Genomic DNA, 26996 nt, shown 5'->3' with positions numbered 1-26996 from the left:
GGTGGCTCGCGGCCCGCTAAGGCAGGTTGTGCTGGAGCAGTACCAGCACAAGCAGGACCACCGTCTCCAGCAGCTCGCCCAGCGCGCCGTAGACGTCGCCGGTGAGCCCGCCGAGCCGGCTGTTGATCCGCCGCGCAGCGAGCCTGCCGCAGGCCGCCGCGGCCAGCGGTGTCAGGATGGCCGCAGCCGCCAGCAGCGGCCAGGCCCCGCTGCCCGCGCCCAGCGCCAGAGGCGCAGCAGCTGCGGCCAGCGTCAGCAGCGCGGCGCTCAGGCCCGCGCGCCGCTCCTGCCGGGCAGGCAGCCCGCCGAAGGTGGCGGCCAGCCCTTCATTGCCGCGGGCCAGGGGATAGCGGGCCATCGCCCGCACCATGTACCAGCGGCCCCAGACCGGCGGCAGCAGGAGCAGCGGCAGCAGGCTGAAGCTGCCGCCTTCGAGCCATGCCGCCAGCAGCGAGGCCTTCAGCAGCAGGAGCAGCACGCAGGCCAACACGCCCATAGCGCCGACACGGCTGTCCTTCATGATCTCCAGCATCCGCTCCCTGGAGCGGTAGCTGAGCAGCGCATCGGCGCTGTCCATCCAGCCGTCCAGGTGCAGCCCGCCGGTCAGTCCTACCCACAGGATGAGGGTGATGACAGCGGCAGGCCAGGCCGGCAGCAGCCAGCCTGCTGCGGCGGCGCCAAGTAGGGTGCTAAGGCCGATGGCTGCCCCGACGAGCGGATAATAGACCACGCTCGCGCGCAGCAGCTCCGGCGAGAAATCTTCCTTGGTGCGGACCGGAAACCGCGTCAGGAACTGAAACGCAGCCGCGGCATTTCCCCGCGCGCTCACAGCAGATACTCCCGGCTTCTCAGCTCAACCGGGATTCCGGCAGTCACGAGAAAGACCTGCCCGCACCGGGAAGCCAGCCTGGCGTTCATTCTTCCGGCCAAATCACGGTACAGCCGCCCCAGCGCATATTCCGGCACAATGCCGCCGCCCACTTCATTCGTAACCAGAATCAGCGTTCCCTTGAAGCCGGAGACGGCCTGCTCCAGTTCGGCAATTGCAGCCTCTGCTAATTCCTGCCTGTCGCTCCTCTCCTCCACAGCCAGCAGCTGATTCGACAGCCAGAGCGTCAGGCAGTCCACCAGCACAGTCTGGCTGCTGCCGGAGAGCCGCTCCAGCAATGCTGCGAGCTTAAGCGGCTCCTCCAGCGTCTCCCACTGAAAGCCGTCCGCCTGCCGCTGCTGCCGGTGCAACGCAATCCGCGCCTCCATCTCCGCATCAAAAGCCTGTCCGGTTGCCACATAGACCGCCTGCTGCGTGTCAGCCAGCTTGCGGGTCAGACGCTCGGCGAAGCCGCTTTTACCGCTGCGTGCCCCGCCCGTGACCAGAATGCTCATACGCTCTCCGAGCCGGAGACGCCCGCACTTTCGAAGGTCGCCATCTCACGCATAATCCGGCAGACCGCTTCGATAAAATGTAGACATAGCGCGCCCCCGGTGCCTTCGCCCAGCCGCAGGCCCATATCAATCAGCGCTTCCAGACCGAGGCGGTCCAGCATCAGCTTATGCCCCTGCTCACCAGAGACATGGGAAGCGATCATGTACGCTGTGGATTCCGGTGCCAGTGCCCGGGCGATCAGAGCTGCCGCACCGGAGATGAAGCCGTCCAGAATGACCGGAATCCGCAGCGCCGCCGCACCGAGAATCAGCCCGGCCAGCCCGGCAATCTCGAGCCCTCCGACCTTGGCGAGCACATCAACCGGATCAGCGGGGTCGGGGTTATTTACCTGGAGGGCACGTTCGATTACCGAAATTTTGTGCTGAAGCCGCTCATCGTTAATGCCTGTCCCGCGTCCTGCCGCCGTCTCTGCCGGAATGCCCTCAAGTGCGCACAAGACCGCCGCACTGGCTGTCGTATTCCCGATGCCCATCTCCCCGGTAATAAAAATCTCCGTGCCGTTCTTCACCGCCTCCTGCGCCACATGAACTCCGGCCAGAATCGCGCGCAGCGCATCCTCCCGGCTCATCGCCGGACCTGCTGCCATATTGTCTGTGCCCCGGCGGACCTTGCGGTTAATCAGCTGCGGGTGGTCGATATCGCCGTTGATCCCGATATCCACGAATTGTACCTCAGCACCGCCTTGACGGGCCAGGACATTCACAGCCGCCCCGCCGCTGAGGAAGTTATAGGCCATCTGCATGGTCACCTCCTGCGGAAAAGCACTGACGCCTTCACAGCAGACCCCATGGTCTGCGGCCATAACCACAACCGTTCGTTTGCTGTAGCAGGGCTGCTCTACTTTGGAGATTCCGGCCAGCCGGACAGCCAGCGCCTCCAGCCGCCCGAGGCTTCCGGGCGGCTTGGTCAGACTGTTCAGGCGGAGCACCGCGCGTAGTGTAGCTTTTTCGTCAGGCGGAGCGATCCGTCCGGTTACTTCTTGAATGGCTGAGATCATGATATTGCCTCCTATTAGATAGTGCGAAAGCGGACTCCCGCTGCAAGAATACATCTGTGTCTGCTGATCAGGTTACGTTGAAGCTGTTTATCAGTCATTGAAGTTTAAATCCGCAAGTATTGCAGGTTATGCCGCTCACTAGCGCACTGAAGAGTCTAAGCCTGCCTGTATTAGAAGGATAAATTTAGTCAAATTGCTGCTGTGGAGGTAGTCCACTGTATGAGCATGCTGTGTAAAAGTTGCAAGGTGCGGGGGCAGGTGTGCAGGGTTGGCGGAATGGTGCAACGCGGGGTAGGCCAAGTTAGCCGAAATCAAGTGCACTAATGCACCTCATCTAACCGTCGAGCCTCATTTCACTGAAATCAGGTGCACTAATACCCCTCATTCGATCGCCTGGCCCCATTTCGCCAAATTCAGGTGCACTTATGCACCTCAGCACAATAGGATCAAAAGGATTTACCCTTCTCATTTCCTCACCAGCCTAATTTCCGCCACCATCAAAGGGATTTCTCCCTCTCTTTCCTCCCATCAGCCCACTTCGACCACAATCAAAGGGATTTCTCCCCCTTATTCCTCCCGCCAGCCTACATCCCGCCACAGTTACCTAGTTAGCTGCTAACCGTCTACCTGCCCGCCAACTTTCAGCACCATCAAGCTCACACCGGCTCCCCAGCCTTACCCCATTACAAGCCCAAAAGCCCCCTCCAAATGAAGAAGGGGGCTTCCTGATCCGGCGGCGGGCCGGAATGCTGTTTCAATCTCCCTATTTCTTCCTTTAAGGATTATAGGTGATATGAAATCATCTTACAATTACATTTTTACCTGCAAAACTATGCAGCATTGTCATCTTCATGAAGCCTTCCAGCCGCTCCAGCGCTTCGGTCAGCTTCGCCGTAGAAGCGGCGTAGGAGCAGCGGATGTAGCCTTCCCCTCCAGCTCCGAACACATGACCCGGTACCACGGCAACCCCTGCCTCCTGCAGCAGGCGCATGGCGAACTCTTCTGAACTGAGCCCGGTGCGGCTGATCGAAGCGAAGGCATAGAAGGCCCCCTGCGGCATATGGCAGGACAATCCGGCGGACCGCAGGCCCTCCACGATCAGCGAGCGTCGTTCTTTGAAGCACGCCTTCATCCGCTCCATATCCGGGAGCGCACTGCGCAGCGCTTCGACCGCAGCAATCTGCCCCGGCAGCGGTGCGCACATGGCGGTGTATTGATGAATCTTCAGCATGGCCGAGAGCAGCTCGCGGTTCCCGCAGGCATAGCCTACCCGCCAGCCCGTCATGGCAAAAGCCTTCGAGAACCCGCTGATCACCACCGTCCGCTCCATCATCCCAGGCAGAGAGGCAATGCTGACATGCTTGCTGTCATAAGTCAGCTCGGCATAGATCTCATCAGAAATGACAATCAGGCCATGCTCCTTCACCACTTCAGCAACCGGCAGCCAGTCCTCATAAGTCATAACCGCTCCCGTAGGATTGCTTGGAAAATTCACCATCAACAGCTTGGAACGTGAAGTAATCGCTCGGCGCAAGGCTGCTGCTGTAAGCTTGAAGCCTTCCTCTGCCGTTGTCTCCACTGGTGCCAATGTCCCGCCGTTCAGGTGAGCGATAGGCGCATAGGCGACATAACCCGGAGAAGGAATCAGGATCTCATCCCCGGGAGCCATGAATGCCCGCAGTGCCAGATCCACCGCTTCACTGCTTCCCACCGTAACCAGAATTTCATCCGCAGGATCATAGCGCAATCCGAAGCCCGCCTCCAAATAGCCGGCAATTTCTTCCCGCAGCTCCGGCAGTCCGCTGTTCGAGGTATACCCCGTCTCCCCGCGGTCGAGCGCACGGATACAGGCTGCTCTTACCTGCTTGGGTGTAGCGAAGTCCGGCTCGCCTACTCCTAGTGAGATAATATCGTTGTTACCCGCAGCCAGATCAAAAAAAGCCCGAATGCCCGAAGGCGGAATCTCTTGTAACCGCGGATTAATAATATGACTGTGCATAGGGCTGCTGACTCTATCTACAGGCAATGCAGCATTGTCCCTTCTCATCGTACTCATAGCCTGACACCTCCAGATTCTACAGGCTGCGCTTGAGGGGCTTGAGGGACATGATGTGCATGATGGGTATGATTGGAATAACCGGCTTGCTGCGCATCCTTGACTTGCCCCTGCGGCTTAACTCCTGCATCCACATCCGTCCGTGCTCCCTCGCCAAATGCACCTTTCAAGCCCCCGCGCTCCCGCAGCGATCCGGTAATAATCTCATCCAGCAAGCTGCTGAAATCCATCCCGGCTGCCGCTGCACTCTGAGGCAACAGGCTGGTTGCCGTCATTCCGGGCAATGTATTCACCTCCAGCACATAAGGGATGCCATCCTTCAGCAGCATATCCACCCGTGCATACACTGCGCATTTAAGCGCCCGGTAGCAGGTTAACGCCGCCGTCCGTACCTGTTCCTGCACCGCATCCGGCAGCCGGATAATCTGCTCCTCCGCTCCGCCCTGTTCGTATTTGGCCTCATAATCGAACCAGTCTGCACCCAGCGATTGAATCCCGATGACCGGCAGCAACTCTCCCCCCAGGATGGAGCAGGTAATCTCCTGTCCCGGGATGTATTGTTCAATCAGCACCGCTCCTCCATCCGCACTAGCAAAAGCCTTATCCACCGCCGCCCGCAGCCCCTCTGGCCCTCTTACCTTGGTCATCCCGATGCTGGACCCGCCGGAATTCGGCTTCACCATCACCGGATAACCGAGCCGTTCCACGGCTTCCGGGGCATAGTCGTCCATGCTGTCCCAACACAGCCAGTCGGGTGTGGGAATGCTTTTGCTGCGGATGATCGTCTTGGCCAGCCCTTTATCCATACACAAGCTGCTTGCGAGCACCCCGCTCCCGGAATACGGAATTCCGAGCGTCTCCAGGGTTCCCTGCACTGTACCATCTTCCCCGTAAGCCCCATGCAGGGCGAGCAGAGCGAAGTCCAGTCCCGTCGCCCCTTCAAGCAGCTCTTTACGCGAGGTAATGTGTACCGGAATTCCTGTGTATTTTGCCGGATCAAGCGCCTTCAGCATCTCTCTGCCAGTCTTCAGCGACACCTCATATTCGGACGATACCCCGCCCATAATCACACCTACTCTTAGCATATCCGCACCTCATTCTCCCATTAATGTCCGTGCTGTCTTCCCGATGATTGCAATGCCCCGCACAATATCCTCATCCGCCACCCTGGAGAAGCCCAACCGCAGCGTATTCTGTCCTGCACCGTCTGTGAAGAAGATGTCTCCCGCCGTAAAAATAACCCCCCGCGCGTGGCAAGCCGCCAGCAATTCCCTTGTATTGAAGCCTTCCGCGAACGTTACGAACAGATGCAGCCCCCCATCACCCGACAAGGAGGCATATGGTATATGCTCCTTACAGCAGGCCAGGGTCAGCTCGTATTTGCGTTTATACTCCAGCCGGGCTTTTTTGAGATATTTCTCCAGGTTGCCGCCCAGCAGATATTGATACAGAATGGACTGGTCAAGCGTCGAGGTATGAATGGTCCGCGCCCGCTTAACACTCTCCAGATAATAGATCAGCTCCTCATCCGCCAGCACCCAGCCTACCCGCAGCCCGGGGAACAGGACCTTGGAAAAGCTACCGAGATACACCACGCCGTTCCCGCCGCCCGCCGCCGCAATTAACGGAGCCACATGGGCGCCAGAATAGCGCAGTTCTTCATTGAACCCGTCCTCAATCACCGGCACGTTGTAGTCCTGCATCAGCTTCATTAGCCCTTGTCTTTTCTCGGGGGACATGACGATGCCGGTGGGATTATGGTAGGAGGGAACCAGATAAGCACAGTCATATGGCCGCGCCTCCAGCGCCTGCTTCAGCTCCCCGAGGTGGATGCCGTCCCGCTCCATCGTGACCCCGTGAATTCCGAAGCCGTGCAGCTTCAGATTCTTGATTGCCGTATGATGCGTCGGATTCTCGCAGACCACTGCGCCATGCCGCTTGCCGAGAGCCGACAGCACCAGGTCGAAGCCCTCCGTGAACCCGTTCGTAATCAGCATATCCTTGCCGCGCAGATCCACGCCTTTATGCTCCATATATTGCTTGAGATAGTCTATTAACGGCTTATAGCCTTTGGCATATCCATAATTCAGCAGAACGTTGCCCTCTACGGACATACGCTCCAGGAACGCTCTGCGGACATGATCCAGCTCGAAGAGACGCTCATCCGGGGCGATGCTGGTAAAAGAAATCGTGCCCTTCTCCGCGCGTATCCCCCGCTTCATAATGTCCAGCTCCTCTGCAAGCAGCGCCTGCCCGCTAAGCCGTTCCTTCCAGTCCATCGTCCATGAGGCGGCTTCCGCACCGTTCTGCGCTGCCGCGCCTTGGGCGACATAACTGCCTTGACCCTGTACGGTATAGGCGAAGCCATCGTCCTCCAGACCCTCATAAGCCGAGATCACCGAGTTCCGGCTGACCTTCAGCAGGCTGCTGAGTTCGCGTGTCGAGGGGAGCTTTTGGCCGCCTTGGAGCGCGCTTTTGATGATGAGATGCTTCATATAATCCTTCACCTGGATCGATACCGGACGCCCGGTAATGAGCTTGAAATCCTTAAACATCCTGCGATCGCCTCCATAGCTATCATGGCACAGACTTTGCCGTAAAAAAAGAACCACCGCCCCGGGATTTTCTGCCGGACGTGGTTCTGTGGGGGATGAGGGGCGGGAATGTGGAGCTAATATTGCTTATACATGCGTCTTCTCAGCATACCGGTAATGGGGAATACCTGATGCGGGCGGATGCGGACGGGTTGTGATTATCGGGTATTTTCGTGTATTGCCCGGGCACTAATTGAGCGCTCTCCTGAGGTTTCTATTGTATTTTGTACAGTCAGTTTAGCGTATATTGGCCGCTTTTCGCGTTCTGCTGCATTATGTACATTAGAAATTTGGATTTTGCCTATTATCGGGCTAATTGCTGCAATTCTGTTGCAGGAAATACAGCAGAATGAGTTATGGATACGTTTTTTGGATCATTCTGATGTACAAAGTGCAATCACCCGTTAGCATTCTCCGCCGCCATCTGCCAGCTTCCTCCAACCTTCAGCAGACGCAGGACCGTAACCTCACCAGGAGCCGGTGCTGCTGCGGTATAGAATGTCTGGCCTTCAATGATCTGCGCCAGCAGCTGCCGGATGACGCCGCCATGGGTCACCAGTAATATACGGGATGCATCGGGAGCCTGCACCTCCCGCAGAAGCTCTATCCAGAAATGATCAACCCGGGCAGCGAATTGCGCCCACGCCTCCCCTTCCGGGGGCGTTGCCGACCCGGGGTTGTCAATCCAGCTCCGGTACAGCGGATTATCCTTAAGTTGATCATACGTGTAGCCCTCCCACGCCCCGAAGTCCACCTCCCGTAGCCGGGAATCATAGACTGCCTGCGGCATCAGGTGCGGAAGCAAGGCCGCTAGAGTTTCCCGGCATCTGCGCAGGTCACTGCAATAGACACTGCGGAACTCCCCGCCAAGCGGTGGCTGTGTCCGTAGCTTCTCAAGCCGCTCTGCCTCTCCCGGCACAAGCGGCAAATCGGTACTGCCCAGATAACGGTGTTCCTTATTCCACTGGGTATAGCCATGTCGGACTAAAACCACTTCCAGCTCCGGCTGCGCAGGGTTGGTCTGAGGTGACTGTGTACTCTGCAACTTTTGAGCCTTCTGACTGCCCCAGGTTTCCTGTGTATTCTGTGTATTCTGAGCATTCTGAGTTTTTCGAGCATTCTGAACCTTCTGAGCTTTCTGGATTGCCGGAGAAGACTCCCCCGCACCCAATGCTTGAACTTTCTTCAATCTGCTCAACCCCCGATCCCATGCCATAGCAGGGCAACGGCTGCACAGATGCAGACAAATATAGCCGAGGACCACATCATCATCCGCGAGGTCACAATAATATCCTCCGGCTCCATCGTCCGCAGCGGATCACCCATGTAAGCGCGAAAGGAAGTTATGCCATGGTATACATTCTCACCGCCAAGCCGGATGCCAAGCGCCCCGGCTACTGCCGATTCGGGATACCCGCTGTTCGGGCTGGGATGCAGGCGGGCATCCCGGCGAACCGTGTGCCAGCATCTGCGCCAGTCCAGCCGCAGAAGTGCCGCACATAAGGTTAAGAGCAGCGCAGTCATCCGCGCCGGTATGTAGTTGGCGACATCATCCAGGCGGGCCGATGCCCAGCCGAGATCGCGGTATTTATCATTCTTGTAGCCGACCATGGAATCCAGCGTGTTCACTGCACGATAAGCCATAGCCAGCGGTGCGCCGCCCAGTAAGGCGAAGAACAGCGGCGAGATGATCGCATCGACGATATTCTCCGCGACCGTCTCCACCGTACCGCGCACAATCTCCGGGCTATCCAGATGGTCTGTATCGCGGCCAACGATCATCCCGAGCGCCCGGCGGGCGGCGGGCAGATCCCCCGAGCGCAGCTCGGCGTAAACTGCCATGCCCGCATCCTTCAGCCCTTTGGAGGCAATGGTGGTGGAGATCAGCCACACTTCGGCTGCTCCGGCCAGCCAGGGCGATAGCCGGTAGAGCAGCATGACAACCAGCGCTGTCAGCGCCCATGCGCCGCCTGCTACCAGCAGAGGAAGAAGAATTCCCGCCCGCTTCAGAGCATTGGGCGTTGCAGCGAAGCGGCGAATCCCCCGCTCCAGGGCACTAATCGCCTTCCCCATATAAATAACGGGATGGGGAAGCTTGCGCGGGTCGCCGGCTATCCGGTCCACAATATAAGCAAAGAGCAGGATGATAGCAAGCTTCACCTTGGATCACCCCGCCGCTCTGTATAGTAGTCCGTGTTCGTCATTCCCGGCCGCCGCTCTGAGAGACACGTGGTGGCAGAGAATGTGGTGCCTGTGGCGCTGCTGCGTCGACTCCTTGCAGAGCCTGCAATTCTTCTGCGTGTACCCCGTGCACAGCCTGTAACGCTTCCGCGTCTACTCCTCGCACTGCCTGTGATGCTTCCGCATCTACCCTCCGCGCAGCCTGTGATGCTCCCGCGTCTCCCCCGTGCGCAGCCTGCAATGCTTCCGCCTGCGCGCTGCTCACAGATTTCGCTGCCTTCACTGAGCGCAGGCTCTCCGTCACCGTGCTGTACACCAGTCTGCCGATGGCTCCGCCGAGGTCAGTCGCCGTCCCGGCATACACATGCTCCGCAGCATAGCGGCGGCTTCCGCTCACCGCAAGCACGATAGCATCCGTAGTGGTGCCGGTCGCAATGAGGCCATTCTCGGAATCCGTGATTCCGAGGTCTGCCAATGCCGCAGCCTTTGCTTCGGTAGCCGTCATCACAGCGTTAACCATGGCTGACTGGGACAACCAGCCATCAATCCCAATCATGATGTTGATCGTGCCTGGACGGTAGGCTGCCAGCACACTACGCTGTGATCCCGCCCGGGCCGCGTTGCCCGCAGCCGCTGTTACGCAGCAGAATATGCCCGCTGATCCGGTATCCTCCTCAGCAACGGCGGCGTGCTCCAGCGGAACTGCCGTCATCAGGCCCGCGCAGCCTTCCAGCGGGTAGCCCCACTCCTGAAGCTTGTTTTCCAGATCCTGCACCGGATTGCTGCATTCGTAGTCCCGGCTGACGTATTGATTCACCGCACGCTTCAGACGCCCCGCGCCTCCGCCATATACCGCACTTGATATACTGTCCGCTTCAGCCGGAAATTCCAGCAGCAGATGGCCCTCCCGCCATTCAAGCGCCACCCCGGGCCACACCTTACTCTGGTACGTCTTCACTCCGTCTTCAAGATTAAAAGGCAGACTAACCTCGATCTCATCCACGTATCACCGACTCCTTTCTTTAGTGACTCTCAAAATCTCCTGATTGCGGATGCCTCACACCCCCGTCCAGATCAGCTCCCCCATCTGCTGCAGCAGACGGTCATTGTCCGCGCGGCCCTTCACCGCTACGCGGATGTGTCCCGGCTCAAGGCCGGGGTACATCGCGCAGCTGCGGACGAGGATGCCGCCCGCGCCCAGCCGCTGCTGCATCTCCTGCGCGCTCCACGGAGCGGGCAGCCGCAGCAGCAGGAAGTTCGCTTCGCCCGGCGGCACGCCGCAGCCGAGCTCAAGCAAGCCCTCCCGCAGCCGCTGCCGCTCGGCTGCGATCAGCGCACGCGTCTCCTGCCCGTAGCCGTCGCCGCAGCGCAGGCAAGCTTCCCCGGCCAGCAGCGCCAGGCCGTTCACGCTCCAGGTCACCTGCTTGCCCGTCATGGCCGCGGCAAGCGCCGGATGCGCGGCAGTGAAGCCCAGCCGCAGCCCCGGAATGGCAAAAAACTTCGTCATCGAGCGCACCAGCACCGTATGACGATAAGCCCCCAGCTCCGGCAGCAGGGATTGCCGGTCCGCCTCCGGGATGAAGTCGATGAACGCTTCATCCACCGCCAGCACCGTCCCGCAGGCCTCCGCCTGCTGCGCGAGCTGCCGCAGCGCGTCCAGCGGATACTGGACGCCGTTCGGATTATTCGGCTGGCCGAGGAACAGCAGATCGACCTGCTCCAGCAGGCCGGAGATACCGTCCACGTCAGCCCGGTAATCCGTCCGGCTGCTCCCCTGAACGGACAAGACCTCCGCGCCGAACTGCTCCGCGAGCTGGCGGTACTCGGAGAAGCACGGCTCCACGATGCCCACCCGGCACGGAGCCACCGCCAGCAGCAGCAGCGCCATCGACTCTGCCGCCCCGTTCGCCACGGTAATCCACTCCGTGCCGAGACCCAGCTCCTCCGCCAGCAGCGCCTTCAGCCTCCGGTGGCCCGGATCGGGGTACGCTGTGATTGCGGAGACCGCATCCCGCAGCAGCGCCAGCACACCGGGCGGCGGCCCCAGCGGGTTAATATTCGCGCTGAAATCCAGAAACCCGCCGTTGCTATCGCCGTATAATTCAGCTGCGGTCAGCAGATCACCGCCATGTCCATATTTTTCAAGCATATGTATATCCCCCATGTTTATATTTCGCCATCATATATCCCCCGTGTCCATGTTTCCATCCTATATCCTCTCTGTCCACACTATTAATGATTTATCAATGCTACATCAGGCAGTTACCTTCTGTGTAATATGTAAGTCTCACTTCACTATCCGTAGTTATATCACCATTCTCCCAATTATTGGCCAATTGCCGGAAATCCGTCAATGCTATATCACCCATTTCCCTGCCTCCACCCGCCATTCCCGTTCCGTTTTGTAGAAATCTCTCTTTTAGTTTAGAATAAGTACAGCAGTTTACTATGGTTAACGGAGGAATCACGAATGCTTTTTATTGATAATACCGGCATTACAGACGCATCGATCAATCTGGCCATTGAGGAATTTGCGCTCAAAAACCTCCCGATGGACGAGAGCTACCTGCTCTTCTATATCAACAGCCCGTCGATTATTATCGGCAAGCATCAGAATACGATCGAGGAGATCAACCAGGAGTATGTGAAGGAGCATAACATCCAGGTCGTGCGGCGGCTATCCGGCGGCGGTGCAGTGTATCATGATCTCGGCAACCTCAACTTCAGCTTCATTACCAAGGATGACGGCCAGTCCTTCCATAATTTCCTGAAATTCACCCAGCCGGTCATCGACTATCTGCAGTCTATGGGCGTGAACGCCGAGCTCAGCGGACGCAACGACCTTCAGGTTGGGGAGCAGAAAATCTCCGGCAACGCCCAATTCTCCTCGCGTGGACGTATGTTCAGCCACGGCACCCTGATGTTTGATTTGAATCTGGATGATGTCCAGGCTTCCCTGAACGTGAATCCCGAGAAGTTCAAGTCGAAGAGCACCAAGTCGGTCCGCAGCCGGGTCGCCAATATCAAGGAGCTGCTGGGCAATCCTGATATGACCATTGAACAATTCCGCGAAGGGCTGCTGCGTTCGATCTTCGGCATGGAGGCCGCTGATGTGCCTCAGTACAAGCTGACAATGGACGACTGGGTGCGGATCAATGAAATCTCCAAGGAGCATTACCAGAACTGGGACTGGAACTACGGTCTCTCGCCTAAGAGCAACGTGAAGCACACCCGCAAATTCCCGGCCGGACTCGTGGATATCCGCATGGATATTGAAGATTCGGTCATCCGGGAGATCAAAATCTACGGCGACTTCTTCGGCGTGGGCGATGTGGCAGATGTGGAGAACGCGCTGCGCGGCAAGCGTTATGAGGAGGCAGAGGTCCGCCAGGCGCTGGCTGATCTCGATCTGAAGCATTACTTCGGCCGCATTGAACCGGAGGACTTCATCGGACTTGTGTTTCTTGAGGAATAGCAGCTGCATATAAAAGAACCCCGCTAACCTTGCCGCATCCTGCGCAGAGCTAGTGGGGTTCTTTGTCTTCGTATCCTTGCCGGGTTCGCTGCTATACAAGCACGAACACATACACAACGAGCGCCAGCGTAAGCATCACGCATACTTTCTCCACCGCGTTGCCCTTCTTGGTGCCGGTGCTCATCAGCTTCAAGCGCAGCTTGAAGGGAATCGGAGGCAGCGGGGTAATCCCGCGCTGAGTCAGGGAGTCGGCGAGGAGATGCAGTCCGTAGGACAGGCCCCCGGCAATCCACAGACTGCCGCCGTCATTCATGTCAAGGGAGACGAAGTACAGCAGCGCGCCCCATCCGGCCACGGCATACAGCGTATGTGTGATTCCCCGGTGTGGAACTATGGAAGCTACGACCAGCACACAGGCTGCGATATAGTTCCATGGATCATAGGCATCGGCAAAAGCAAACAAGGCCAGCGCAATCAGCAGCATCACCAGATGCCGCAGCCTGCGGCTGGGCAGGAAGGATACGCTGCCGACCAGCAGCGCCAGTGCGATATTCCAGGGCGGCTCCGCTATCCCGGCAAAATAAAGATAAATGCCCGCTCCAATCAGCGCTACCTGCAGAATACGCAGCAAAAACTCCGGCACGGCCTTGCGTACCAGCATGGAATTCGGCTCGTCGATATCGGGCAGCAGTGAGCTGACCACGGCGACGGCAACAGCCGGAAGGGTAATGGCATGCCCTAGCAAGCTCATGGCGGACAGGGTAACCCCGGTGCTGATAACTAAATGGGATTTGCCCATCATGGTGAATCCGCTCCTTAGATGAAAGTGTAAATGCTTCTGGATGTCCCGAAATAAGAACAGGTGTGCGGTTACCGAAGTATACCAAGGCTTTCCTTTTTTGTCCAGCTTATATGTAGTTTCCAGGCTCCTCAGGCCCGCGGGGCCAAGGAAGCCGTACAGTTTCGGCTTGTCCTGCCCCCTGTTTTAGGATACAATTTGGACAACTCAACTGGCCCCGAAAGGATGACACCCTGTGAATCGCTCCCGAATCGCCGATCTCAGTCTCCTCCTGGTGGCGATGATGTGGGGATGCACGTTTCTGATCGTGCAGTCCGCCGTGCGGGTGCTGCCGCCGCTTGCTTTTAACAGCATCCGGTTTACAGGTGCCGCCGTGCTGCTGGCCTTGATTACCGCTGTCTTCTACCGCCAGGAATGGCGTAAGCTGAGCTTGCGCATGGTGATGCATGCCCTGCTGCTGGGCCTCTTCCTGTTCCTCGGCTATGGCTTCCAGACCGTGGGGCTGCTGTACACCACCACCTCCAACACGGGATTTATTACCGGGCTGTCGGTGGTGCTCGTGCCGTTCCTGTCTCTGGCGCTGCTGAAGACGGCCATTTCCAGATATACCTGGCTGAGCGCCGGTCTTGCAGCAGGCGGCTTGTATCTACTGACCTTTACCGGCTCTGCCTTCTCCCTGAATAAGGGCGATGGCCTAATTCTGCTCTGCGCCGTGGCTTTTGCGCTGCAGATCGCGTATACCGGCAGATACGCACCGCGTTATCCGGCCCTGCCGTTGGCGGCGCTTCAGCTCGGCTTCGTAGGCCTGCTCAGCATTGTTGCCTCCCTGCTTGTGGATGGAAGCGGCCCGCTGCTGCACAGCGGAGAGCTGCTCCGCCAGCCGGAGGTGCTCTCTGCGATGCTGATCTCCATCGGGCCAACCAGCGCCTTCGCCTTCTGGATTCAGACGGCCTGCCAGAAATACACCACCCCGTCCCGGGTGGCGATCATCTATGCCATGGAGCCGGTGTTCGCTGCCGTCACCGGCCTGCTCTTCGGCGGAGAGACGCTGGGCGCATCTGCACTGCTCGGCTGCGGCTGCATTCTTGCCGCCATGCTGCTGGCAGAGCTCAACCCCGCACCGTCCGGAACGCAGGCGGAGGGCTGAACCGGAATCCGCGAACCCTTTTACCAGACTTAAAGTTCATATGTTCCATTGCTACAGACAGAAAGCCGTGCTTCCGTTCCCCTTGCTATAGAAGTGATAGCGGATAGCCGGACTACAAACCACACTTAGGAGAGAACCCAAATGTACAAATTGATTGCCATTGATATTGACGATACCTTGATTAACGACGATAAGGAAGTGACCCCGGCCACCCAGACCGCGCTGGAGCAGGCTGTAGCCGCAGGCGTTGTGGTTACCCTCGCTACCGGACGCGCTTATGCTTCCGCCCAGGCGATTGCCCGCCAGACCGGACTGAATGTTCCGATCATCACCTACCAAGGGGCGCTGGTAAAGAACCTGCTCGATGAAGAGGTCCTGTATGAGCGTTATGTGCCGCAGGACGCGGTGCGCAAGCTTTTCCAGTATTGTGTAGAGCATGATCTGCACCTGCAGACTTATATTGACGACAAGCTGTATGCCCGTGAAGAGAATCAGAAGCTGATTGACTATTCCACTCTGAATGGAACGCAGTACTACATCGAACCGGACTGGGAAGCCAAGCTGGTTCCGCAAAAAACACCAAAAATGCTCATTATCGACGATCCCGACTTCCTCGATGAGCTGTCTCCGATCCTGCGCCGCCTGCTCGGCGATTCGGTTCATATCACGAAGTCCAAGCCACATTTCCTGGAGATTATGCATCATGAAGGCACCAAGGGTCTGGCCCTGGAATTCCTGGCTGCGCACTTTGGCTGCGAGTTGTCCGAGACGATGGCTGTCGGCGATTCCTGGAATGATCATGAGATGCTTGAAGCTGCGGGTCTCGGTGTGGCCATGGCGAATGCCATTCCTGCGCTTAAGGATATCGCTGATTTCGTTACACTCAGCAACAATGAGGACGGCGTGAAATACGCTATTGATAAGTTCATTCTTAACGCTGGCCAAGAAGCATAAGCTGCTACAACACCAGCAGAACATCTCATGCTAAATAACCCCACAAAGTGGGGCTTTAGCTTCGATGTATATTCAGATACTTTGCGGGGACCCCAGAACATCTAAATTATCTTTCCAAAAAGGGAGGCACCCCGCAGATTCATGGTATGAACTGCGGTGCGCCACCCTTTTATACTAAATAGAAAGGAAGTGTGCCTTCATGGAAGAGATATCAAATGAGGAACAACTGCAATCCATAGCCTCTATGCAATCGACAATCCGTAAGCTTGAGAGTGCCTTAACCCAGATGACGAATAGCGGCACCAATACTACTCTGGTTCAGAAACGCCTGAACGCCATGCACATCGGGTTAGCAGTTCTGGACAACGTTTGGAATCAGAAGCCGCTCTCTTGTAACCCTGCCGAGCTGGCAGAAGCCCGCCATGTTCTTCTCGGGTTAACCCCCTCCGTAGAATCCAGTTATGCTAAATCTAAGGCTGGGAGCCCGCAGCGGACACTTTTGGACAGAAGATTGAAGGCGCTGGGACAGATCATTCAGGCAATGGACACTCTCTAAGAAGCTAGGCGATAGGGGCTAACAATTCCTCCTTCGCCTCCTGCTCAAGCTGTGAATGGTACAGATCCGAGTAGCGCCCCTCTGCCTCAAGCAGCTCTTCATGTCCGCCCCGCTCCACGATTTCCCCGTTCTCCATCACCAGGATGACATCGGCATTCTGGATCGTTGAGAGCCGGTGGGCGATCACAAGCGTTGTCTTATCCTTCATCAGCTTACGGATGGCCTGCTGGACCATTCGCTCTGACTCATTGTCGAGGGCAGCCGTAGCTTCATCAAGCAGCAGAATCGGCGCATTTTTGAGCATCGCTCTGGCAATGGACAGCCGCTGTCTCTGACCGCCGGACAACCGGGAGCCATGCTCACCGATATCCGTGTGTATGCCTTCCGCCAGCTCCGTCACGAACTCGTACGCATTCGCCTGCCGCAGCGCCTCGATAACCTCTTCGTCTGACGCACCGGGCTTGCCGCTCTCAATATTGTCCCGGATGCTCCCGGAATACAGTCCCGACTCCTGAGGCACATAGGCGAAGTAGCTCCGCAGCTCTGCAAGCGGTATTCCGCTGATCGGACGGCCGTTGATCGCAACCTCACCCGCATCCGTCTGATAGAAACCAAGCAGCAGCTTGAACAGGGTGGATTTCCCCCCGCCGCTCGGACCTACTACGGCCATTTGCTGGCCGCGTGCCAGCTCCAGACTGACCTTGTTAAGGCTCTGCTTCTCACTGCCCGGATAGCTAAATGACACCTCTGCAAGCCGTAGCTCCCCGAACCCCGGCAGCTCCGCCCTGACTTCAGGCAGCACCTCAACTTCAGCAGGCGCATCCATCACCTCGAAGATCCGCTCCGCTGCACCCAGCGACTGCTGCATGGAAGCGACCAGGCCCGGCAGGGATGAGAACGGACCCACCAGATAGTTCATCAACTGAATGAAGGCAATCATCGCCCCGACCTCAAGTCTTCCATTCGCCACGAACCACCCGGCAATCACCAGAGCCAGCAGGAAGGTCAGATTCCCCAGCAAGGAGGAGATCGCTCCGGTTGCGCCTTCGATTCTCGCTTTCTTTTTCTCCCCTAAGGCAATATCCTCACTGTAGCCTACATACTGCTTCTGCAGCCTGCGCTCCATGGAGAATGCCTTGAACACCATGCTGCTGCCCAGAATATCGTTCAGAAAAGCCGTAGTCCGGCTCATACTTTCCTGCACCCGGACACTGTTGATGCGCATGGCATTACCGAAGATTTTACCGGTCAGGAACAGCAGCGGCCCGATGGACAGGCAAATCAGCGCCAGCAGCCAGTTAATATAGAGCAGATAGCCGAAGGAGGCTACCGCCAGCAGCGGGTTGCGCAGCAGATCCAGTATTACCTGCCCGCACGCTTCCCCCACCGACTGATTGTCATTCGTGAACCGGGACAACAAATCACCCGAATGATTGCGGTCGAAATAAGACTGCGGCAAGGCCAGTGTATGTCCCATCATATCCTGGCGCAGCTCATTTCTGATTTTGGCTGATACATTGGTCTTGAGATACGCACTGACGAAGGTATTCAATCCCGTAACCAGCAAGAATAGAATCCCGAACCAGGCCAGCCCCTTGAACGACTCCACATCCAGCCGGACGGCCGCATCCGTAATCCGGGCCAGGAACCAGGCCATCGTAAGATCGAGCACAATACTGAATAACGTCACCAAGAGCAATACGGCATAAATCAGCTTATGTCTAAGCATGTATGTACTTAATCTGGCAAAAGCACCTTTTTTCTTTTTCACAACCTCATCTCCTCTTTAAAATTCCAGCCCCTACGGCACTAACAGTTTCTTCCTAACCCCTGGCACATCGTTATAGTATAGTCCCTCCTTCCCTTTTTGAAAATAAAGAAATATACGCATCATATACATAAAACTGGAAAGCGGACTCGTAGTGGGCCCACTCTCTGCGGCTCCGATGCCTTTAGTTTACTAGACCCCAGGCAAGGGGCCCAGCGACGGCAGACGGATTCCCTTGTCGGTCTTGGGGATGAAAAGCATAGTAAAAACTCCCCATACAGCAGCAGTAATCAAACCTGTCTGCTTTATGGGGAGCGTATTTTAATCGATATGACTGTGCGTGAATAGTCGGCTGACACGGATTATAAACTTCTGTCGTGGTGATGGACCGGCTTTATTTCTCCCAAAGCTCAACCAGCCGCCCGTCAGGGTCTGTAATCCAAACAAATTGTCCGAATTCGCTGCTCTCTTTGTTCTTGGCAAGCGGTACGCCTATCTGTTCCAGATGCTTGATAACCTCGTCCAGATCATGGACCTGGAAATTCAACATTACCTGTTGCTCTGCCGGGAAATAAGAGTCATGCTCAGTGAAGAAGGACAAGATCGTCTCATTGCCTGACCCGGGTCTGATTACAGTCCCGTTCCAACTGTCGATTTCAAGCTTCAGCGCCTCACTGTACCATTTCTTCACCGCTTCAAGATTTCCGGTCCTCCAGAAGATACCTCCGAAACCTTTGATCATCACAACCAGCTCCTCTCGGCAATCCAACTCACTGCATCAAATTGCACACATCCTAAGTGACACACACAAGTCCCGCACTGCTATGCTGCTCAGATCTCCTCCCGGCACAGCGGAAGCCTCATTCCCGTAACGGCAAGCGTAACCTTCTCCGGCAGAATATAATCCTTCTCCAGATTGATGTCATGCGACATATGTGTGTAGACCGCACGGCGCGGCTGAACGGTCTCCAGCAGGTCGGCGGCTTCGGTCATATCATACACAGAGCGGGTGGACAATTCAGCTGCCTCGTAATAAAAGCTGGTTCCCAGCACCAGCAGGTCCGCTCCATGCATACGCCTGGTTTCCTCCGTGGTCAGAGAGATCGAGTCCGGGCAGTACACCCAGGCATATTCCTCCTTCTCCAGTCTGTAGGCGTAGGAATAACCATTCTTGCCATGGTTGACCCGCCACGTCGAAATCTGCCAGCCGTCCAGTGTGATGCCGTCATCGCAAGGAATCATATCGATATGCCCGGTGAGCCACGGGTATTGCCGCTGAATGACAGGAATAACCTCTGCCGGAGCATACAGCTCTCCCCGGAAGCCCATCCAGCGGCAGCTGTCCGCCCATTCCGGAAGCCCGCCGATATGATCGAAATGCGCATGTGTCACGAGCAGACGCTTCATGGTACGGTGCCCCTGCAGCTCCATCTGCCGCCGCCAGTCCGGTCCGCAGTCGATCGCCAGGAAGCCGCTGCCGTTATCTATAAGCACAGAAGAACGCAGGCGGTTGTTGCGCCCGGTGGTTCTCGCTTCCGTGCAGGTCTCACAATCACAGTAGACCCGGGGTACGCCCATGGCATCCCCTGTTCCGAGGAACACTAATGTATCCATTTGCTTGCCCACCTCATCGTCCTTTTTCTCAAATATCCGTCAGTTCATTATAGAACAGGAGCCACTCCTTTGCACACCGGCCTGCAAGAACGGCAAAGAGCCGTCCTTCGGCCTCATCCGGCCATAGAACAGCTCTCTTCCTCATACGCACCTCAACTCAGAACCTGCCTTTAACTGCCTAGATCCCGGCCAGCACCTGATACCATATGCCCCGCTTGGAGTATAGCGTCGTGCGTACTTCCTCCCAGCCGCCAAGATAGCTGATGTCGAACAGTCCGGCAGGAACCGGATATTGGCTCTCATGAGCCGCATAGACCTGCTGGCTCACGGGACGAAAGCCGAACTTGGCGAATATCTCCTGCGCCTGCGGCGTCGTCAGATAATCTACAAGCGCATCTGCGGCCGCACGGGTACCATGCTTATCCGCGTATTTATCCACCACAGCCGCAGGATTCTCGATCAGAATCGTATTCTTAGGGATGACCACCTCATACTTCACACCCTCGGCAATCCGCGCCAGCAGCTCATTCTCATAAGTGACGATCACATCGCCCACCCCGTACTCGAAGGCAGCCATCGACGCCCGTCCGCTTTTATCCAGAGATTCGACGTTCCTGTGTATACTCTCAAGGAAGGCCTTGGCAGCCGCAGGGTCCTTCGCCCCCTCCTGCTCCTCAGAACGCTTCAGGCCGGCCCCGTAGATCGCGTTGATGTCCCACTGGGCACCGCCGGAGGTCTTCGGATTAGGGTAGAGTACCTTCACCCCCGGCTTCGCCAGATCGGCAAAATCATGAATCCCCTTCGGATTGCCCTCCCGCGTTCCCAGGGCCACAACCGACCGCGTCACCATGCCCGCCTCGCCGCCTCGCTTCTTCCAGTCCTTCTCCACCAGACCCGCCTTGACCAGCTTCCCGACATCGCCTTCCATGGCAAGCAGCGTGACATCCGCCTCGAAGCCGCCGGCAATCGCCCTCGCCTGGGTTCCGGAAGCCTCATAGGACTGCTGGAATACGATCGATTGACCGGTATCCGCCTTCCACTTCTCAGCGAACCTGGGAAGAATCTCGCCCATGGCATCCTTCACCACGCTATAGGCACCCACCACAAGCGTTAGATCTCCCTGCGGCGGTGCACCTGCCTCTCCTGCAGCCTGTTGCTCATTCCCGCAACCGGCAGCGGTCAGGGTGAACACCGCCAGCAGTAAGACCGTCAGCCATCCGTGCAGTTGTCTGCTCCTTCTGATAAGCCTCATACCGGCGACACATCCCACATCATTTATTTTTTAGATAAATACAGGCATCGGATCTTTCTTAAGCCCATTCTCCTGAATCCAGCTCCGCTCCTCATTGAACAGGTAAGCGCGGTGTACCAGCACGGATATCTCCTGGCCCGGAGTGAGCGTTTCTTTCTCCAGGGAGCGGTAGGTGACCAGCTTATGTCCTTTTACCTCAACCTCCACGAGCCATTCACTTCCGCGGAAATGCAGATGCTTGACCGTACCCTGCTCCGTGGCTGAAGCCATTCTGAATTCATGCAGGTAGCCTACCTCAATGTACTCGGGACGGATCAGCGCCTTGGTCGGCTTGCCGTCGCCTGCGCCCTCGAAGCCCTTCAGCTCGGAAGCGCTCCCGATCAGCGTGGATTCCCCGATGAAGGTGGCCACGAACGGTGTCTTCGGCTCTTTATAGATATCCCAAGGCGTACCCTTCTGCTCCAGCCGCCCCTGGTTAATGATCATAATCTCATCCGCTACTTCAATCGCCTCATCCTGGTCGTGGGTGACGAAGATCGAGGTGATCCCGACACGTTCGATCAGCTCCCGCAGCCAGGAACGCAGCTCCTGACGGATCTTCGCATCAATCGCGGCGAACGGCTCATCCAGCAGCAGCAGCTGCGGCTCAGGGGCCAGCGCCCGGGCAAAAGCCACCCGCTGGCGCTGCCCCCCGGACAGCTGATGCGGATACCGGTTCTCGAAGCCCTTCAGCCCGGTAAGCTCCACCAGCTCGGTGACGCGGTCACGGATGACAGACTTACTGGCTTTTTTGACTTTCAGGCCGAAGGCGATATTCTCGAACACCGTCATATGCTTGAACAGCGCATAGTTCTGGAAGACAAAGCCGATCTCACGCTCCTGCGGCGGAAGATGGTTCACCGCCCGGCCGTGGAAAATAATCTCGCCGCTGTCCGGCGTCTCAAGGCCCGCCAGCATCCGCAGGATCGAGGTTTTGCCGCCGCCGCTTGGGCCGAGCAGCCCGATCAGATGGCCTTTGGTAATGCCGAAATGGACATCCTTCACCGCATGAAAATCGCCAAAATGCTTATCGAGTCCCCGGACCTCTACATGCATAATTAGTGCCCTCCCTTTCTTCTCTTGCTCCATTCCATAAGCAGCAGCAGTCCTGCGGAGAATGCGGCCAGCACCAGTGCTATCCCGCCCGCAGCCGTAACATTGAAATTCTCGACATCCTGATAGACCAGTGTGGTGGCCGTCTGGGTCCGGTTCATAATATTGCCTGAGACAACGAGCACCGCACCGAACTCACCCAACGAGCGGGCCACCGTAAGAATCACTCCATAGATGACCGCCCAGCGGATAGAAGGCCAGGTTACCTTCCAGAAGGTCGTCCAGCCATATGCGCCGAGTGTGGACGCGGCCTCTTCCTGCTGGGACCCGATCTCTTGCAGCACCGGCATCACCTCACGCACCATTAGCGGGAACGTCACGAACAGGGTAGCAATCACCATTCCCGGAAAAGCGTACACAATCTTCACTCCGATTTGCTCAAACAACGCGCCCAGCGCACTATCCGGCCCGAGCAGCAGAACGATCATCAGCCCGCCGATAACCGGCGATACCGCATAAGGCAGATCCACGATGCTGTTCAGCAGGCTTTTGAGACGCCGCCCCAGCCAATTCGCCCGTACCAGATACAGGGCCGTCATGATGCCAAACAGCGTATTCAGCAGCGTCACAACCACCACAACGTATCCCGTCATCAGCAGCGCATGCAGCGCCTCGGGCCGGGTCAGGGCGTTCCAGAATCCGCTCCAGCCTTCGCTGAAGGCCCCCATTGTCATCCTGCCAAGCGGAGCTGCGATCAGGATGAAGAACACGAGATAGGTCAGTCCAATCCACAATCTTCTCATGATCTTCTCCCCCGCATCTGCATGAGGCTGATCAGCCAGAGAATCAGGAAGGATAAGGTCAGCAGAATGATCGACACCGCTGCGGCTCCCGCCGGATTATCACTTTCGACCTCTCCGAAAATAAATACGGAAGACACCAGCGTGCGCCCCGGAATATTGCCTGCCACGAGAACTACCGCACCGAATTCAGCGAGCGCCCGCGAAAAGGCCAGCATCCCGCCGCCGATCATGCCAGGTGCCATAGACGGAAGAATGACCTGGAGGAAGACCCGGCTCGGCTTCGCTCCCATCGTATAGGCTGCCTCTTCTTCCGAAGCATCCAGCTCCTCCAGTAGCGGCTGCACCGCCCGGATGACGAAGGGGAATGTGACGAAGACCATCGCAATCACAATCGCAGGCTGGTGAAAAACAATCGTGAAGCCCAGGGATTCCGCAAGGCCTCCGATCAGGCTTCCCGGACCCAGCAGCAGCAGAATCATCAGTCCGCCAACCGCAGTTGGCAGGGCAAACGGGAGATCGACAAGGCTGTTCAGCAGCGCCCTGCCCCGGAACTTATAACGGATAAGGACCCAGGCGATCATCGTACCCAGCAGCACATTCGTAAGCGCCGCAATGACCGCCAGCTTGAGTGTTAACAGGACCGACTTCCAGGCAATCGGATCGCTCACACTTTCAGTGAAGCTTCCTAGCCCGGATGAGAATGAATTGTAATAGACCCCGAGGATCGGCAGCACAATCAGTATGACAAAATAAAGTACAACCGTTGATCTAAATCCCCAGGTCCAGCCCTTGTGCCTGATCAGCGAATTCAATGGTCACCCTCCCACCTCCGGATAACCGGTCGGTATACTCGACTTTAAGGTTTGATTATTCCTATTAATATACTTGGTTTAAAGTTATTCCTACTTTACCAAATACCGCTTGCCGCCGTCAATTACTTTGTTAGTTTTTGGGTTAAAGTATAAGTAGCACTTGTTGCATCCAAATCAGAGAGGGGCTGTTCATGATGCTGCATACTATGGAGATCACCACCAGCAAACGGGATGAAATGCGGGATATTACCCGTGAGGTTCAAGCTTATGTGAAGAATAGCGGAGTACTTAACGGACTGCTAATTGTCTATTGCCCGCACACCACCGCAGGGATTGCGATTAACGAGAACGCCGATCCTGATGTGAAGCGTGATGTGTTGATGCGTCTGGATGAGGTCTATCCTTGGGAGCATCCCAAATACCGCCATGCTGAGGGCAATACGGCTTCCCACCTGAAGTCCATTACGGCCGGTCCTTCGCAGACTCTTATCATTCATGAAGGGGCTGTGCTGCTGGGCCGCTGGCAGGGCATCTATTTTTGCGAGTTCGATGGTCCAAGGCAACGCCAGTGCCACCTCAAAATTATAGAAGGCTAGCACTGCCTGCCCTTGTAGAAGAGCAGCAACGCATGAACCGCGAAGCTGCTCTCTATACAATTTATAGTTCCTGTAACACTTTCACCATGCAAAGTTATACCAATGCAACGCTCTAAAGTACGAGCCGTTAAAAAAAACAGCTTTTTATAAACTGCGGCTTAATACCTTGACATGTGTCAAGGCAGCTTGCTTCACATCTTCGAACAACACTTTATCCTGAATATAATACGAAATGAATCCGTGAGCAGATAAGAATAAGGTCAGCGGCACGTTCTGCCAGTCCTCCGATACATATCCCTCTTCCTTCATATGACGGCGGACAATGCTTGCAAATAACTCGAAACACCGGCCCTGTTCTGCCCGGCAATAAGCCAGCAGCTCTTCGTCTCGAATCATGAACATGATCTCATACTGATACGGATGGTCCAGCCCGAACCGGATGAACTCCATAATCAGCTGCTCTACCCGGGTCATTCCCTCTTGAGGCGGAGTGGTCATAGCTTGATTCAGAAGTGAAGCCACATGATTGAAATCCTCAACGACAATGGCGTAGAAAAGTTCGGCCTTCTCTTTGAAATGGTAATATAGGGAGCCGTGGCTGTAACCCAGGTGCTGGCCAATGCTGCGCATCGAAATGGCACGGTACCCTTTGGTGATGAAAAGATGCCTCGCCGCCTCCAGAATTCTTTCTCTCGACAACTCCTGTTCCACTGCTCTTCTTGCCATAATCTATTCCCCTTCGCTGTAGTAAAGCCGCCGCCCTTCCGTAACCAGGGATTGCCCCTCCGTAAGATCGGTTATCCATGCGATAAATGCGTCACCTTCATCATTGCGCGGAAGACACAGCAGTGTAACTTTATCCGTAAACAAAGTCTCTCCGGTCTGGATATTACGCCCCCGCAGTGCATTCTCCACCTTGCCCAGCCAAGTGTACTCGATTTCCACGAATACCTCCCGTCTCAGCACACGTGTAATGACCTCTCCGGCCGCGAGCGCCAGTACAGCACCATCGGTATAGGCCCGGATCAGCCCGCCTGCACCCAGCATAATGCCTCCGAAATAACGGGTAACTACAATAGCGACATTCTTCACCTGTTGGCTGCGGATTACTTCCAAAATCGGTTTCCCGGCCGTTCCACTCGGTTCCCCGTCATCCGACTGTCTCTGGATCTCATCCCTCTCCCCGATCATATAAGCAGAGCAGTTATGCGTAGCATTCCAGTGCTGCTTCTTGATCGAATCGATAAATTGCACAGCTTCTTCCTCGTTCTCCACCGGCATAACATGCCCGATAAAGCGTGATTTACGGATTACGACCTCCAGCGAGCCAGAGGTACGTACCGTCCGGTATTGTTCCAGCATTGTTGTCCATTCCTTACTCTACATGTGATAACTTGATATATATTAGGAGCAGCCCTGGTAGTGGTTACCTATGGACTGCTCCCTGATGACTTAACTTACTATGAATGATCTGCGGTTAGAGTGGGACTATTCGGTAAGTCTGGCTTCCAGCTCAGCCTTTTCTTTCTCGTAGCCTGGTTTGCCCAGCAGTGCGAACATGTTCTTCTTGTAGGCTTCAACACCCGGCTGGTCGAACGGATTCACACCCAGCAGGTATCCGCTGATCCCGCAAGCCTTCTCGAAGAAGTACACCAGATAGCCGAAAGTATAAGGCGTCTGGTCAGGAATGGTAACGATCAGGTTCGGCACCTGTCCGTCGGTATGCGCCAGCATAGTTCCCTGGAACGCCTTCTTATTAACGAAATCCATCGTCTGGCCGGTCAGGAAGTTGAGGCCGTCCAGATCATCTGGATCATTCTCGATCGTTACATGGTGCTGTACCTTCTCCACTTGAATAACCGTCTCAAAGATGTTGCGGTTACCCTCCTGAATGAATTGGCCCATGGAGTGCAGGTCCGTCGAGAAGTCCACTGAGGACGGATAGATTCCCTTGAAGTCCTTGCCTTCGCTTTCGCCGTACAGCTGCTTCCACCATTCAGAGACAAAGTGCAGGGACGGCTCGTAGTTCACGAGGATTTCTGTCGTCTTGCCTTTGCGGTAGAGCGCGTTACGTACTGCAGCATATTGATAGCTCTGGTTCGTAGCCACATCTGGATTGTTGAACTCATCGGCTGCGGCTGCGGCCCCCTGCATCATTTCTTCAATGTTAATTCCCGCTACGGCGATAGGCAGAAGGCCTACCGGTGTCAGTACGGAATAACGTCCGCCTACATCATCTGGGATAATGAACGACTCATAGCCTTCTTCGTTAGCCAGTTTCTTGAGTGCGCCCTTCTCCTTGTCTGTTGTAGCGTAGATCCGTTTGCGTGCTTCTTCCTTGCCGTATTTCTTCTCCAGTGCTGCACGGAAGATACGGAAAGCAATGGCAGGCTCGGTAGTTGTACCGGATTTGGAGATTACGTTCACGGAGAAGTCTTTGCCTTCTACCAGGTCAAGCAGATGCGTGATGTAGGTAGAGCTGATGTTATTACCGGCAAAATAAACCTCCGGTGTCTTGCGCTTGTCCTTGGACAGGTTATTGTAGAAAGAATGCGACAACGCCTCAATAGCTGCGCGTGCCCCCAGGTAAGATCCGCCGATACCAATAACGATCAGCACTTCGGAGTCGCTCTGGATTTTCTTGGCAGCCTGCTGAATACTGGCGAATTCTTCCTTGTCATACGCTGTAGGGAGATCAATCCAGCCCAGGTAATCGGAGCCGGCTCCGCTCTTGTTATGCAATTGTTCGTGGGCCAGCTTCACCGGAGCGGCGAAGTAGTCGATCTCGGTCTGGCTGAAGAAGGAAAGGGCTTTGGTGTAGTCAAAATTAATCTTCTTGGACATCGGTAATGGTAG

At 56.3% G+C, this 26996-nt stretch carries 26 protein-coding genes; 5 read left to right on the top strand and 21 right to left on the bottom strand.

Annotated features, from left to right (window positions below; all coding sequences use genetic code 11):
* Nucleotides 1–16: 16 nt before the first annotated feature.
* From cobS to cobD, 10 genes are all read right to left on the bottom strand, one after another.
* Entirely contained in the window at nt 17–829 is an 813-nt protein-coding gene (gene cobS / locus NYE24_RS27260) for an adenosylcobinamide-GDP ribazoletransferase (protein WP_342477125.1), read from the bottom strand.
* Nucleotides 826–1383, bottom strand: a complete 558-nt coding sequence (gene cobU, locus NYE24_RS27255; protein WP_076159153.1) for a bifunctional adenosylcobinamide kinase/adenosylcobinamide-phosphate guanylyltransferase — start codon at nt 1381–1383, stop codon at nt 826–828. Before cobU ends, cobS begins: the two co-directional genes overlap by 4 nt.
* Nucleotides 1380–2441, bottom strand: a complete 1062-nt coding sequence (gene cobT, locus NYE24_RS27250; RefSeq protein WP_342477124.1) for a nicotinate-nucleotide--dimethylbenzimidazole phosphoribosyltransferase — start codon at nt 2439–2441, stop codon at nt 1380–1382. The genes cobU and cobT overlap by 4 nt, the downstream gene beginning before the upstream one ends.
* 799 nt (nt 2442–3240) lie before the next feature.
* Nucleotides 3241–4440 carry an aminotransferase class I/II-fold pyridoxal phosphate-dependent enzyme gene (locus tag NYE24_RS27245; RefSeq protein ID WP_342479305.1) on the bottom strand — a complete coding sequence of 400 codons (1200 nt, stop codon included), beginning with the start codon at nt 4438–4440 and terminating at the stop codon, nt 3241–3243.
* Between the two features lie 53 nt (nt 4441–4493).
* Nucleotides 4494–5582 (bottom strand): D-alanine--D-alanine ligase, encoded by a 1089-nt coding sequence (locus tag NYE24_RS27240; protein WP_342477123.1) that lies wholly within the window; start codon nt 5580–5582, stop codon nt 4494–4496.
* 9 nt (nt 5583–5591) lie between these two features.
* On the bottom strand, nt 5592–7052 hold the full coding sequence (locus tag NYE24_RS27235; RefSeq protein ID WP_342477122.1) for a PLP-dependent aminotransferase family protein: 1461 nt from the start codon (nt 7050–7052) through the stop codon (nt 5592–5594).
* A 436-nt stretch (nt 7053–7488) separates the two neighbouring features.
* Complete coding sequence (locus tag NYE24_RS27230) at nt 7489–8136, bottom strand: histidine phosphatase family protein (RefSeq protein WP_235218456.1); 648 nt, start codon at nt 8134–8136, stop codon at nt 7489–7491.
* Nucleotides 8137–8285: 149 nt separating this feature from the next.
* Nucleotides 8286–9251 carry an adenosylcobinamide-phosphate synthase CbiB gene (gene cbiB / locus NYE24_RS27225; protein ID WP_076159145.1) on the bottom strand — a complete coding sequence of 322 codons (966 nt, stop codon included), beginning with the start codon at nt 9249–9251 and terminating at the stop codon, nt 8286–8288.
* A gap of 40 nt (nt 9252–9291) precedes the next feature.
* The gene (locus tag NYE24_RS27220; protein WP_235218559.1) at nt 9292–10275 is read right to left on the bottom strand and encodes an adenosylcobinamide amidohydrolase; all 984 of its coding nucleotides are present in this window, start codon (nt 10273–10275) and stop codon (nt 9292–9294) included.
* A 54-nt stretch (nt 10276–10329) separates the two neighbouring features.
* Nucleotides 10330–11421, bottom strand: coding sequence for a threonine-phosphate decarboxylase CobD (gene cobD / locus NYE24_RS27215; protein ID WP_342477121.1), 1092 nt, complete (start codon nt 11419–11421; stop codon nt 10330–10332).
* 321 nt (nt 11422–11742) lie between these two features.
* Between cobD and NYE24_RS27210 the strand changes: the two genes are divergently transcribed.
* On the top strand, nt 11743–12747 hold the full coding sequence (locus NYE24_RS27210; protein WP_036700449.1) for a lipoate--protein ligase: 1005 nt from the start codon (nt 11743–11745) through the stop codon (nt 12745–12747).
* A 91-nt stretch (nt 12748–12838) separates the two neighbouring features.
* Here the strand turns inward: NYE24_RS27210 and NYE24_RS27205 are convergent, their stop codons facing one another.
* A complete protein-coding gene (locus NYE24_RS27205; protein WP_036700452.1) occupies nt 12839–13549 on the bottom strand; it encodes a metal-dependent hydrolase in 711 nt (236 codons plus the stop codon).
* Nucleotides 13550–13781: 232 nt separating this feature from the next.
* Here NYE24_RS27205 and NYE24_RS27200 point away from each other — a divergent pair, with 232 nt between their 5' ends.
* The 3 genes from NYE24_RS27200 (at nt 13782) to NYE24_RS27190 (ending at nt 16203) form a co-directional block, all read left to right on the top strand.
* Complete coding sequence (locus tag NYE24_RS27200; protein WP_036700454.1) at nt 13782–14693, top strand: DMT family transporter; 912 nt, start codon at nt 13782–13784, stop codon at nt 14691–14693.
* 141 nt (nt 14694–14834) lie between these two features.
* A complete protein-coding gene (locus tag NYE24_RS27195; protein ID WP_341029320.1) occupies nt 14835–15647 on the top strand; it encodes a Cof-type HAD-IIB family hydrolase in 813 nt (270 codons plus the stop codon).
* A gap of 199 nt (nt 15648–15846) precedes the next feature.
* Nucleotides 15847–16203, top strand: a complete 357-nt coding sequence (locus NYE24_RS27190; protein WP_076159139.1) for a hypothetical protein — start codon at nt 15847–15849, stop codon at nt 16201–16203.
* A gap of 4 nt (nt 16204–16207) precedes the next feature.
* On the opposite strand, the gene NYE24_RS27185 is transcribed toward NYE24_RS27190, so the two are convergent.
* The 7 genes from NYE24_RS27185 to cysT all read right to left on the bottom strand — a co-directional run bounded on the left by NYE24_RS27185 (nt 16208) and on the right by cysT (nt 23544).
* Nucleotides 16208–17974, bottom strand: a complete 1767-nt coding sequence (locus NYE24_RS27185; protein WP_342477120.1) for an ABC transporter ATP-binding protein — start codon at nt 17972–17974, stop codon at nt 16208–16210.
* Nucleotides 17975–18365: 391 nt separating this feature from the next.
* The gene (locus tag NYE24_RS27180) at nt 18366–18713 is read right to left on the bottom strand and encodes a VOC family protein (RefSeq protein ID WP_036700460.1); all 348 of its coding nucleotides are present in this window, start codon (nt 18711–18713) and stop codon (nt 18366–18368) included.
* 89 nt (nt 18714–18802) lie between these two features.
* Nucleotides 18803–19585 carry an MBL fold metallo-hydrolase gene (locus NYE24_RS27175; protein ID WP_341029318.1) on the bottom strand — a complete coding sequence of 261 codons (783 nt, stop codon included), beginning with the start codon at nt 19583–19585 and terminating at the stop codon, nt 18803–18805.
* 178 nt (nt 19586–19763) lie between these two features.
* A complete protein-coding gene (locus tag NYE24_RS27170; RefSeq protein WP_036700464.1) occupies nt 19764–20837 on the bottom strand; it encodes a sulfate ABC transporter substrate-binding protein in 1074 nt (357 codons plus the stop codon).
* A 30-nt stretch (nt 20838–20867) separates the two neighbouring features.
* A complete protein-coding gene (cysA, locus tag NYE24_RS27165) occupies nt 20868–21932 on the bottom strand; it encodes a sulfate ABC transporter ATP-binding protein (RefSeq protein WP_036700466.1) in 1065 nt (354 codons plus the stop codon).
* A gap of 2 nt (nt 21933–21934) precedes the next feature.
* Nucleotides 21935–22732, bottom strand: a complete 798-nt coding sequence (locus tag NYE24_RS27160) for a sulfate ABC transporter permease subunit (protein WP_076159128.1) — start codon at nt 22730–22732, stop codon at nt 21935–21937.
* Entirely contained in the window at nt 22729–23544 is an 816-nt protein-coding gene (gene cysT / locus NYE24_RS27155) for a sulfate ABC transporter permease subunit CysT (RefSeq protein WP_036700471.1), read from the bottom strand. The genes NYE24_RS27160 and cysT overlap by 4 nt, the downstream gene beginning before the upstream one ends.
* Before the next feature lie 194 nt (nt 23545–23738).
* Between cysT and NYE24_RS27150 the strand changes: the two genes are divergently transcribed.
* Nucleotides 23739–24140 (top strand): secondary thiamine-phosphate synthase enzyme YjbQ, encoded by a 402-nt coding sequence (locus NYE24_RS27150; protein ID WP_036700487.1) that lies wholly within the window; start codon nt 23739–23741, stop codon nt 24138–24140.
* A gap of 144 nt (nt 24141–24284) precedes the next feature.
* On the opposite strand, the gene NYE24_RS27145 is transcribed toward NYE24_RS27150, so the two are convergent.
* From NYE24_RS27145 to NYE24_RS27135, 3 genes are all read right to left on the bottom strand, one after another.
* Nucleotides 24285–24866 (bottom strand): TetR/AcrR family transcriptional regulator, encoded by a 582-nt coding sequence (locus tag NYE24_RS27145; RefSeq protein ID WP_036700473.1) that lies wholly within the window; start codon nt 24864–24866, stop codon nt 24285–24287.
* A 3-nt stretch (nt 24867–24869) separates the two neighbouring features.
* Nucleotides 24870–25502 (bottom strand): YigZ family protein, encoded by a 633-nt coding sequence (locus NYE24_RS27140; protein ID WP_036700475.1) that lies wholly within the window; start codon nt 25500–25502, stop codon nt 24870–24872.
* 126 nt (nt 25503–25628) lie between these two features.
* Nucleotides 25629–26984, bottom strand: coding sequence for a glucose-6-phosphate isomerase (locus NYE24_RS27135; RefSeq protein WP_342477119.1), 1356 nt, complete (start codon nt 26982–26984; stop codon nt 25629–25631).
* Nucleotides 26985–26996 lie beyond the last annotated feature (12 nt).

This window comes from Paenibacillus sp. FSL H7-0350, from assembly GCF_038593195.1.
Classification (GTDB): Bacteria; Bacillota; Bacilli; order Paenibacillales; family Paenibacillaceae; genus Paenibacillus_AQ.
The sequence above is the reverse complement of the archived record's forward strand: the minus strand, read 5'-3'. Positions and strand labels throughout refer to the sequence as shown.

What these genes read in the sequence shown, in the direction of transcription:
- cobU (WP_076159153.1), bottom strand. Translation starts at nt 1,383, where the DNA reads ATGAGCATTCTGGTCACGGGCGGGGCACGCAGCGGTAAAAGCGGCTTC.
- cobT (WP_342477124.1), bottom strand. Translation starts at nt 2,441, where the DNA reads ATGATCTCAGCCATTCAAGAAGTAACCGGACGGATCGCTCCGCCTGAC.
- NYE24_RS27245 (WP_342479305.1), bottom strand. Translation starts at nt 4,440, where the DNA reads ATGCACAGTCATATTATTAATCCGCGGTTACAAGAGATTCCGCCTTCG.
- NYE24_RS27240 (WP_342477123.1), bottom strand. Translation starts at nt 5,582, where the DNA reads ATGCTAAGAGTAGGTGTGATTATGGGCGGGGTATCGTCCGAATATGAG.
- NYE24_RS27235 (WP_342477122.1), bottom strand. Translation starts at nt 7,052, where the DNA reads ATGTTTAAGGATTTCAAGCTCATTACCGGGCGTCCGGTATCGATCCAG.
- cobD (WP_342477121.1), bottom strand. Translation starts at nt 11,421, where the DNA reads ATGCTTGAAAAATATGGACATGGCGGTGATCTGCTGACCGCAGCTGAA.
- NYE24_RS27210 (WP_036700449.1), top strand. Translation starts at nt 11,743, where the DNA reads ATGCTTTTTATTGATAATACCGGCATTACAGACGCATCGATCAATCTG.
- NYE24_RS27205 (WP_036700452.1), bottom strand. Translation starts at nt 13,549, where the DNA reads ATGATGGGCAAATCCCATTTAGTTATCAGCACCGGGGTTACCCTGTCC.
- NYE24_RS27195 (WP_341029320.1), top strand. Translation starts at nt 14,835, where the DNA reads ATGTACAAATTGATTGCCATTGATATTGACGATACCTTGATTAACGAC.
- NYE24_RS27190 (WP_076159139.1), top strand. Translation starts at nt 15,847, where the DNA reads ATGGAAGAGATATCAAATGAGGAACAACTGCAATCCATAGCCTCTATG.
- NYE24_RS27180 (WP_036700460.1), bottom strand. Translation starts at nt 18,713, where the DNA reads ATGATCAAAGGTTTCGGAGGTATCTTCTGGAGGACCGGAAATCTTGAA.
- NYE24_RS27175 (WP_341029318.1), bottom strand. Translation starts at nt 19,585, where the DNA reads ATGGATACATTAGTGTTCCTCGGAACAGGGGATGCCATGGGCGTACCC.
- NYE24_RS27170 (WP_036700464.1), bottom strand. Translation starts at nt 20,837, where the DNA reads ATGAGGCTTATCAGAAGGAGCAGACAACTGCACGGATGGCTGACGGTC.
- cysA (WP_036700466.1), bottom strand. Translation starts at nt 21,932, where the DNA reads ATGCATGTAGAGGTCCGGGGACTCGATAAGCATTTTGGCGATTTTCAT.
- NYE24_RS27160 (WP_076159128.1), bottom strand. Translation starts at nt 22,732, where the DNA reads ATGAGAAGATTGTGGATTGGACTGACCTATCTCGTGTTCTTCATCCTG.
- NYE24_RS27150 (WP_036700487.1), top strand. Translation starts at nt 23,739, where the DNA reads ATGCTGCATACTATGGAGATCACCACCAGCAAACGGGATGAAATGCGG.
- NYE24_RS27145 (WP_036700473.1), bottom strand. Translation starts at nt 24,866, where the DNA reads ATGGCAAGAAGAGCAGTGGAACAGGAGTTGTCGAGAGAAAGAATTCTG.
- NYE24_RS27140 (WP_036700475.1), bottom strand. Translation starts at nt 25,502, where the DNA reads ATGCTGGAACAATACCGGACGGTACGTACCTCTGGCTCGCTGGAGGTC.
- NYE24_RS27135 (WP_342477119.1), bottom strand. Translation starts at nt 26,984, where the DNA reads ATGTCCAAGAAGATTAATTTTGACTACACCAAAGCCCTTTCCTTCTTC.